The organism is Sodalis-like endosymbiont of Proechinophthirus fluctus (assembly GCF_001602625.1).
Classification (GTDB): Bacteria; Pseudomonadota; Gammaproteobacteria; order Enterobacterales; family Enterobacteriaceae.
This window is the reverse complement of record NZ_LECR01000049.1, coordinates 21,073-29,702: the sequence shown is the minus strand read 5'-3', so window position 1 is coordinate 29,702 and position 8,630 is coordinate 21,073. Positions and strand designations below refer to the sequence as shown.

The following is an 8,630-nucleotide window of genomic DNA, read 5'->3' as shown; positions in this document are numbered from 1 at the left end:
AGTGAAGACGCATTATAGGGCCTTCACTGACGGTGACAAGCGCTAATGCAAAATAAGTTTTAACTGCGATAAATTAAACGAATCGCTCTTTTTTCGTCGCCTGTTTATTCATAAGAACCTGTTTTTCAGTCAACTCTAATGCCTAACGCCGACGGATTGACAATTCTTTTTTGGCCCGCCGACGAAATGTTCTCTCCGGCGGCGGGGTGCGAGCACAGGGTAAGGCTGTCGTCGCGATTGCTAATAAGGAGAAGAGAGACAAAACGCCAGTGGCTTAGGTGCAAAAGGTGAGAGCAGCACGATGGGAATCGGATGGATTAACGCCTTGTCCTAGTCCAATTGACATTGTCCTTTATTAGGACAGGACCTGGCTGTTACTCTTAGAGCGTAAGCTTTTCCAAAGATCCGAAACCATAGTGCGTCAATGCCGGCATCAGCGCCGCCGCCTGCGGCGTGGTGGCAAGACAGTAGGCCCTATTCGGCCCCGCCTCGCCCTGTAGGCCGCTGACATCTATCTCATGCTCTACCAGCCAGGCGGCGCGACGGGCAATGGCTAAGCCAGAATCGACCAAGCGGGTGCCTTCCGGTAGTATCGACTGTAATTCCTGGCTTAGCAAGGGAAAATGGGTACAGCCAAGCACGACCGTGTCGGGGAGCTCCACCGCTCTTAACCAGGGATGTAGGAGTTTACGCAGCACCGGCAGCGGCACCATTTCGCCGTGCAGCTTAGATTCCGCCATATCCACCAATTCGATAGTACCCAATTGCAAAATTTGGCAATCGCCGGCGAATTGACTGATCAGATCGTGAGTATAGCTGCGCTGTACGGTAGCACGCGTCGCCAGTAGCCCTACGATGCCATTGCGGGTTAGCTGCGCCGCCGGTTTGATGGCCGGTACCACACCGATGATAGGGCAAGGAAAACGCTCGCGCAACGCCGGCAACGAAATCGTGCTGGCGGTATTACAAGCAACAATGACTATATTGGGCTTCCGCAGCTGCCACATCATGCCAACGATAGCGATGACCCTATCGACAATGAACTGCTCCGGCTTCTCCCCATAAGGGAAAGCTTCATTATCAAACACATACAGATAATGGGCATCAGGCAACGTTTGCCTGACCTCATCATAAATCGATAGCCCCCCTACGCCGGAATCAAAGACAAGAATAGTGGGCCGTTTAGCGGTGCTGCCATTATAAAGCAGTGACATTATCATGCGCCAGAAACAGGTATTTTCCACTCGAAACGATTTATATTCAATAAAGATATGCAGTTGTCTGTACAGCAACGAGCCGCACAACGCAACTTCTCCTATGTACTGGCTGCAAAACTGAACCAGCGTATTCTAGCGGGCGAATTTACTACCGCCGGAGATATATTCTGCCCGGTGAAGTGAAATTAGAGGGATAATTCAGCGTGAGCCAGCTGGACCACTGTGCGCGAAGCGATAAAAACCCTGGCGGCGAAGGGGGAATGGTATTTGCCGCGCCTAACGAATTGGAATGCGGGTATTACACCGTGCCATCAGTGGTATTTTCTCGATCAGAATCTGTTAGAATGGTGGCTGAAATGGGAAAATTTCCATGGCATTCTAGAGCGCATTTCCTGATTATGCGAATTAGCCTGTAGCCCATGGCCTGTGCTCTGGCGGTGTTAAAGATGATGAACAACAGAAGCTGGGCGCTTTAATAGAAGAGACGCGCCAAGCTCCACCATCTTGGTTGCGAGCGCTGGATGAGTGTTAACGCAGATTTTCACCACTATATTTGTGGCGTCTGCGACAGCCGTTACTTTCCTTGTTCGCCAACCTCTATTATCTATTCAGCTCAATTTACCAAAACTACTTTCACGCCATTGCTAGCGATGATGTCATCAAACTAGGTCGGAAATTAGACCATCGTGGTCGCCATTCTCGCCGCGGGGACGGTTCGGGGGAACTTCTCACCGCCTCCAGCAATTGCTGGATGAGAATGATTGAACCTTTAGATTTCTATCTGCGTTCCCAGCTCAATGACCCGGTTAGGCGGGATGAGATATTGATCCGGAGCTCGCAGGGCATTGCGGCTTAAGGCTATGAACAGCTTGCCTCTAACCATAAGATACCATGGGCGCTTCCCGAGAATCAGCGATTCATGGGACATGAAGAAAGACGTTTCCATCATCCGGCATGACAGCCCCTCTAGCCCGCAGCGATGGAAGATTTCCTCCATATTCGGCGTCTCTTTGTAACCATAATTAGCCACCACGCGCCAGAAGGTCGGCGACAGCGCTTCGATGGTGACCCGTCGTACGTTATGCACAAAGGGTGCATCTTCGGTACGCAGCGTTAGCAGCACGACACGATCATGCAGGACTTTGTTGTGTTTCAGGTTATGCAGCAGGGCAAAGGGGATCACGTTCATAGCACGCGACATAAACACGGCAGTGCCGGGCACTCGCACCGGCGGCGATTTTTCCAATGAGACAATTAGCGCCTCCAGGGAATTCCCATGCTCGTGGATCCGGCGCAGCAATCGGAACCGCTCGCTTTTCCAAGTCGTCATAGCGACAAACATCAGGAATCCCAACAGCAGCGTCAGCCAGCCGCCGGAGAAAATCTTGAGTGCGTTGGCGGCGAACATGGGCATATCGAGGCATAATAGCGCTAGCAATAGCACGGATACCAGCAACAGGTTCCAATACCAGTTTTTTCTGGCCACGGCACAAGACAAGATGCTGGTCAGCACCATGGTGCCGGTAACCGCGATACCATAGGCCGCTGCCAGATTACTGGAATGCTCGAAGCTGACAATCACCAGCACTACGGCGATATACAGCAGCCAGTTGATGAAAGGAATATAAATCTGCCCCACCTCCATATCAGAAGTATGGATAATGCGCATCGGCGGAAAATACCCTAGACGCACCGCTTGGCGGGTCAAAGAAAACACGCCGGAAATCACTGCCTGGGAAGCGATAACCGTGGCCAGCGTCGCGAGAATAAGCAAAGGAATCATCGCCCAATTGGGGGCTAGTAAAAAGAAAGGATTTTTAATTGCCGCCGGTGATGATAGCAACAGTGCGCCCTGGCCGAAATAATTAAGTACCAGGGACGGCAGCACTGCACCAAACCAGGCGATACGGATTGGCAATTTGCCGAAATGCCCCATGTCGGCGTATAGAGCTTCCACGCCGGTAATAGCCAGCACCACTGCCCCGAGAGCAAAAAAGGAGACGGTTTGATATTCGGCAAAAAAGGTGATAGCCCATTTCGGATTGAGGGCATACAGCACTTCGGGATTACCGATAATGCCACGTACGCCCAGAACGCCCAACGTGAGAAACCATATCAGCATCACCGGAGAGAAAAGTTTGCCGACGCTGCCAGTGCCTTTCTTCTGAATAAAAAACAACAGCGTCAGCACCACCAAGGAGAGCGGGACGATAAATTCCTGTAGCGATGGCGCGGCTATTTGTAAGCCTTCAATTGCCGACATGACTGAGATAGCCGGAGTGATCACCACTTCGCCATAGAAGAAGCTGCCGCCGATAAGGCCGATAATCACCAGTACCGGTGTCAATTTGGCGCCGGTATTTCTGCCTGCGAGCGACATCAGCGTCAGAATGCCGCCTTCGCCAGCGTTGTCGGCACGCATGACGAAGAGAAGGTATTTCAGTGAAACGATCAGGATCAAAAGCCAGAAAATGAGGGATAAGAAACCAAAAACTGCCACGCGTTCGACGCCAAAACCATAATGGCCGGCAAGACATTCACGTAAGGTATATAAAGGGCTGGTACCAATATCACCATATACGACGCCTATTGCGGCAAGTGTGACCGCCGGCAGCGACTGCTTATGATCTTTATTCATAACCTTTTCTTCGCGCTATTTTGTCATCTAGGAGCATGCAGTGATAGTGATGCACTTCTTAGAAAACTCAAAGCGCACAGTATGCTTAAAAAATGCCGAATCCATAATTCTAATGCTGATTATCCCCCATTGAAAAGCGATTAACGTAAAAAGTTGATAACGGATAAATTTACTCGAGCATTTTTCTTTATAAAATGCGCTGCCTTGTTGTGTCCTTCTCACCACTCATAGGGATAAACAATCTGATTTTATGGCGCCTACGCTCCTTCTAGGAGAGAGATCTCTTGCCTCAGCATCGTATTGGAAAGCGAGTTAGAGTTATTAGAGTTATATGAGCGGCAGCATACCATACAACTCTGCCTGCTGGCGGTGCTTTCCGGTGAAAGTGTGTTTTTTGGGTCCGCTCGCCATCGCCAAAAACTTCATCGCCCGCCACCTGAAGCTAGCGTTCAGTCATGCGCACGTTTTCAATTATCTGATGACTCATTTTTCTACGCCGGAAGAGGTATTCGGCCAGATATGTCTATCTAGACGCTGAAAGCGGATGGCCGCTATCGCCGTGATGACCCAAGGGTATTTTCCGGAGGCTGAAATTGTTTTTCTAGATGAAATCTGAAAGGCGGCGAGGGGCGGGGCCAGCCCAGGGTCCCATTTTGACTACTTTGCTTACCGCCATCAGCAAACAACGATTTAGTAACGGAGATCAGGAGCAGATAATGCTGCCGAGGTTTCTTATCACCGCCTATAACGAATTACCGGAGGTCGAAAGCAGTCTGGAAGCCATGTATGACCGGATTTTAATTCGCCTGTGGCTGAATAAGGTCAAGGAGAAGAGTAATTTTCCTGCGTTGCTGACTAGCAACGCGGACAAGCCAGCCGTAGGAGGTTCCAGTGCAACTGCGGGTGAGCGACGAGGAGTACCAATCCTGGCAATGACAGTGAGCCGCAAACCCCATTACAGCCTGCCGCTATCGCTGACTGAACCGGTGTTGAATTTCATGCTGCAAAAGCCGCTAATACTGCACGATATCCATGTCGATCACATCACCGTTGAGCGTGAAACCCTGTAACATTGGTTGAATAAAGGAGGCGCATTCAAGGGCGGACTGAACTATATTGGTTTCGCGCAGGGGCTAGATGCACGTATTTAACGCTCAGTATCAGATCGAAATAGTCGGTATCAGCCTTCAGACCTCATTGCCAGCGCTGGAGGAAAACATGCCATTGCTGGCAATGAGGGTTGTGCTGATGGATGACCTGGAAGAAACCAGGCGGCTCTAACAGCGCAGCTTGTTCTACGAGCAGCAAAGTTGCCTCTTTTAATTGCTAAAGAGTGGGTCACGAGGATTAAAGACAGTCTGCTGGATCTTTCCCAATAATTATCCCAGACTAGACAGGACTAACGCGCGGTGGTGACACTGGATACGATCAATATGCTGTTAACCATTGACCAAGGACAACTGCTGGATGATATTATTTTGTCCTTGATTGGCAGGCATCCCACAAATTTCCTACTACTGGAACAGTTTCCAGTACTGAAGAAGGAATTGATGAAACCGCGGCTGGAATAGGCGCTGCGGCAGGGTAAAGTCCCTCCTGCGCTGGCCAGCGAATTTTATCTGTTTCAGCAAAGCCAGCTGCAGACTCATCAGAATTTTCTCGCCCATTTGCCAGACACCCTGACGCAGCTCGCGACCTTCTCGGCGCCGTTTTCTCCCGAAGCGCAATAGCTCTCCATCAGGCCGCATCAAGGGAAACGGATAGCTCAAATAACGTGTTCCAAACCCTGTTTTCGCAGGGTTTGGAACATCAGTTTGATGTTTCTGGTCTACGTTACAGCATCAACTCTTGGAAAAAGAGCGGATTTTCTACTTGACGAGCTACAGCAGCAGCTCGTGATTAGAGGAACGCTGACACTGCCGCTGGCGAAGAATCAACACGCCGCCAGCTGGTTGTGGGATATGGCCACCATACAGGTACGACTAGGCAACTATCTCCTGCTAGTACACTATGGAGAATTTCTGCGTCAGCAGCTAGAACTACTGAAGTTAGCGGTACAGCTTAAAGAAATTAGCAGTATCCATCAGAGCGACGACCTTAGGGCTACTTGCCGGGAGAGTTATCCGTCGTCTGCTGTAGAAACGACTGTTGACCTGCCGCCTGCACGGGTGATGCCTGGCGGGGACGCGGCGCATTCTGCAGCAAGCCAGCAGCCAACAGCACGAAGTAGCAGCCGCGTGGACTAATGATTGTCTGTGTGGATACCCCTCCAGTTCGAGGGACAATTTTTAAAGAGGAATGCGAGAAAGGATTTGTCTGGTGCTGATGCGTATCGCGCTGGCCGATAACCGATGCTGCTTCATCAACCTGCTTTCTATCGCCAGGTAGATTATGAACCGACCTATGATAGAGACCTAGAACAGGCCATCCGTTCCTCAGCCAGCGCTTTCAAGGCGGCACCGGATCTGGCCGCCTGCCTGGTAGGGCTGACCGAGAAGCGCGTCGACCCGGCATGACAGGATGCGGATGCAGTAGTCATTTCCGATTTTATCGCTCAGCGTCTGCCCGAAACAATCCAGCAATGCATACGCGAACAGCAGCACCATCGCCGATGGGAGAACTCGGTATTATGAAAATATTCGACCACATCGAGCGCCTTGATACAGAACTGAAACAGCAACTCATGCACCGCCGTCGATGTACCGCCATCGCCGTAAAGGCGATCCCGGTGGCAGACAATAGATTTGCCACCGGGATCGTCAATAGACGATACTGCCATGGCGAAAACTTATCAGCTCAACGCCCTCTATCGCGCTATTTTGCAGGCGCTGATGGCCAACACGCGGCGCCTACACCGAGCTGGCTAAGCAGTCAAACACAGTCCCGGCACTGTGCTATGTGTGGATATTAGCTAGAAATAGCTAGTCTAAGATGTCTTTTGCTTTATTGGTATTATTCTTTAAGCGCCAAAGGAGGATTACCCCTCGGCGCTTAAGAAAATGGACGCACTGGACGAAATTGTGGAAGCCCATTCCATACCACCGGCCATTACAACATCTTTATTAAAGTGATGTGTCGCTCCATCGATGCCCTGCAATAGGCAATTATCAACAAGATCAAGACTATCGACGAAATCTAATCCACCGAAACCCTTATTTCGCTGAAAAATCCCATCAGTCGTGCCATCGTGCCGTAGAGGCCCGGTCAATACCCATAATTATCCATAGGAGATCCTAACTGGTACACAGCGTACAAATACTGGCTCATTTATCTGAGGGGACACCATCATGGCCGGCGTAACTATCATTAGCGGCAGCACTTTGGATAGCACCGAATATGTTGCCGAGCACGTCGCCGGTAATCCTTGAACAGCATAGTCCACCACCCAAAATCCTTACACAACGCCGAAATGGTAGAATTAAGTCCTGATATCCTGAGCCTGTGTCTCCTGGTTACCTCCATCCAAGACGCCGGCGAGCTGGCCGGAGAATCTTCAGTCGCTGTTGAAGAGTTGACAGTGAAAGCGCCCTTCGCTTTCCAAAGTCACCTATGGCTCAATCGGCATCGGCAGTAGCGAATACGATACATTCTGCGGCACAATCGACACCTTGTATCGCCCAACTTCGACGCTCAGCGCCAAGCTGATTGGCGAGGTGCTGAAGATTGATATTACCCAGCATGAAATTCCAGAGGATCCAGCGGAATCCTGGGTAACGGAATGGATCAGGCAGATAAAAGGACACTGATAGCACTTTTTGTGTATAAATAAGGTTAAAACCATCTTAAAATAGGTAGTTATCCAATGTATAACCATATTAATCGCATCTAACTGTGGATAATAATCACAAAAGATCCCAGCTTATACCGGCCGGGATCACCGATCATTCACAGGCTCTATGGATAAGTAATCCTTTTTATAATTTAACTAAAAACTGCTTATCCACAGAAGATCACGATCCTAGTAGTAATAAACATAAAAAAGATCTTTAAATAAAAAGATCTTTTTTTAATTACCACCCTAGCTTGTATCTTGTCTAAATTTGAGTAGAATCTTCCTTTCCTCCAAGGCGCCTTAGGCGATCCTTAGCTTTTACGTGAGGTGTTTTTACCGTGTTTTACCCCGATCATTTCGACGTCATCATCATTGGTGGCGGTCATGCCGGTACTGAAGCAGCAATGGCGTCAGCACGGATGGGATGCCAAACCCTGTTGCTTACGCATGACATTGATAAGATTGGACAAATGTCCTGTAACCCGGCGATCGGCGGTATTGGCAAAGGGCATTTGGTCAAAGAAATTGACGCTATGGGTGGTTTGATGGCGCAGGCCATCGATAGGTCTGGTATTCAGTTCAGGATACTGAATGCTAGCAAAGGACTAGCGGTCAGGGCGACCCGTGCACAGGCAGATCGAGTGCTTTACCGTCAGGCGGTGCGAGAAGCGCTGGAGAACCAGCCTAATATGATGATCTTTCAGCAGAAGATAGAGGATCTTATCATAGATGGCGATCGGATTGTCGGTGCTGTTACGCAAATGGGGCTGAAATTCCGCGCACGCGCCGTAGTGCTTACTGTGGGGACCTTCCTGGACGGCAAGATCCATATCGGCATGGATCACTACAGCGGCGGTCGGGCGGGAGATCCACCGTCGATTTCCCTGTCACGCTGTCTGCGTGAACTTCCGTTCCGGGTGAATCGCCTAAAAACCGGCACGCCGCCGCGTATTGATGCTCGTAGTATCGATTTCTCACAGCTAGCGGCACAGCATGGCGATGA

13 protein-coding genes and 3 pseudogenes are annotated in these 8,630 nt (G+C 50.1%); 13 read left to right on the top strand and 3 right to left on the bottom strand.

Features of this window, described 5'->3' with window-relative positions; all coding sequences use genetic code 11:
- Positions 1 to 380: 380 nt before the first annotated feature.
- On the bottom strand, positions 381 to 1,220 hold the full coding sequence (gene murI, locus BG74_RS05825) for a glutamate racemase (RefSeq protein ID WP_066597258.1): 840 nt from the start codon (positions 1,218 to 1,220) through the stop codon (positions 381 to 383).
- A gap of 51 nt (positions 1,221 to 1,271) precedes the next feature.
- Here murI and BG74_RS18950 point away from each other — a divergent pair, with 51 nt between their 5' ends.
- Complete coding sequence (locus BG74_RS18950; protein WP_256364231.1) at positions 1,272 to 1,400, top strand: hypothetical protein; 129 nt, start codon at positions 1,272 to 1,274, stop codon at positions 1,398 to 1,400.
- 39 nt (positions 1,401 to 1,439) lie between these two features.
- Positions 1,440 to 1,613 (top strand): hypothetical protein, encoded by a 174-nt coding sequence (locus BG74_RS13420; RefSeq protein ID WP_187202697.1) that lies wholly within the window; start codon positions 1,440 to 1,442, stop codon positions 1,611 to 1,613.
- Between the two features lie 373 nt (positions 1,614 to 1,986).
- Here the strand turns inward: BG74_RS13420 and kup are convergent, their stop codons facing one another.
- Complete coding sequence (gene kup, locus BG74_RS05820; RefSeq protein ID WP_066597254.1) at positions 1,987 to 3,855, bottom strand: low affinity potassium transporter Kup; 1,869 nt, start codon at positions 3,853 to 3,855, stop codon at positions 1,987 to 1,989.
- Positions 3,856 to 4,134: 279 nt separating this feature from the next.
- On the opposite strand from kup, the pseudogene BG74_RS20635 reads away from it, so the two are divergent.
- The 7 genes and pseudogenes from BG74_RS20635 to BG74_RS13405 all read left to right on the top strand — a co-directional run.
- Positions 4,135 to 4,788 (top strand): annotated as a pseudogene (locus BG74_RS20635) (AAA family ATPase); the annotation flags it as partial.
- Positions 4,788 to 4,925: a regulatory ATPase RavA LARA domain-containing protein gene (locus tag BG74_RS20630; protein ID WP_439895679.1), complete on the top strand. Its 138-nt coding sequence runs from the start codon at positions 4,788 to 4,790 to the stop codon at positions 4,923 to 4,925. The pseudogene BG74_RS20635 and the gene BG74_RS20630, both read left to right, overlap by 1 nt.
- Positions 4,926 to 4,992: 67 nt before the next feature.
- Positions 4,993 to 5,136, top strand: a complete 144-nt coding sequence (locus tag BG74_RS17145; protein ID WP_244267355.1) for a hypothetical protein — start codon at positions 4,993 to 4,995, stop codon at positions 5,134 to 5,136.
- Positions 5,137 to 5,267: 131 nt separating this feature from the next.
- The gene (locus tag BG74_RS13410) at positions 5,268 to 5,426 is read left to right on the top strand and encodes a hypothetical protein (protein WP_187202696.1); all 159 of its coding nucleotides are present in this window, start codon (positions 5,268 to 5,270) and stop codon (positions 5,424 to 5,426) included.
- 3 nt (positions 5,427 to 5,429) lie between these two features.
- On the top strand, positions 5,430 to 5,585 hold the full coding sequence (locus BG74_RS21180) for a hypothetical protein (protein ID WP_501037417.1): 156 nt from the start codon (positions 5,430 to 5,432) through the stop codon (positions 5,583 to 5,585).
- 84 nt (positions 5,586 to 5,669) lie between these two features.
- Positions 5,670 to 6,101: a hypothetical protein gene (locus tag BG74_RS05800; RefSeq protein WP_244267354.1), complete on the top strand. Its 432-nt coding sequence runs from the start codon at positions 5,670 to 5,672 to the stop codon at positions 6,099 to 6,101.
- Positions 6,102 to 6,206: 105 nt separating this feature from the next.
- Positions 6,207 to 6,371, top strand: coding sequence for a hypothetical protein (locus BG74_RS13405; protein ID WP_187202695.1), 165 nt, complete (start codon positions 6,207 to 6,209; stop codon positions 6,369 to 6,371).
- 38 nt (positions 6,372 to 6,409) lie between these two features.
- Here BG74_RS13405 and BG74_RS05795 read toward each other — a convergent pair whose 3' ends face one another.
- The gene (locus tag BG74_RS05795; RefSeq protein WP_066597242.1) at positions 6,410 to 6,634 is read right to left on the bottom strand and encodes a hypothetical protein; all 225 of its coding nucleotides are present in this window, start codon (positions 6,632 to 6,634) and stop codon (positions 6,410 to 6,412) included.
- Between the two features lie 147 nt (positions 6,635 to 6,781).
- On the opposite strand from BG74_RS05795, the pseudogene BG74_RS20625 reads away from it, so the two are divergent.
- From BG74_RS20625 to BG74_RS17140, 4 genes and pseudogenes are all read left to right on the top strand, one after another.
- Positions 6,782 to 6,994: pseudogene (locus tag BG74_RS20625) on the top strand (Lrp/AsnC ligand binding domain-containing protein); the annotation flags it as partial.
- A gap of 225 nt (positions 6,995 to 7,219) precedes the next feature.
- Entirely contained in the window at positions 7,220 to 7,429 is a 210-nt protein-coding gene (locus BG74_RS20620; protein WP_439895678.1) for a hypothetical protein, read from the top strand.
- Positions 7,413 to 7,601, top strand: coding sequence for an NADPH-dependent FMN reductase family protein (locus tag BG74_RS20615; protein WP_439895680.1), 189 nt, complete (start codon positions 7,413 to 7,415; stop codon positions 7,599 to 7,601). The genes BG74_RS20620 and BG74_RS20615 overlap by 17 nt, the downstream gene beginning before the upstream one ends.
- Positions 7,602 to 7,965: 364 nt before the next feature.
- A pseudogene (locus BG74_RS17140) lies at positions 7,966 to 8,630 on the top strand (FAD-dependent oxidoreductase); the annotation flags it as partial.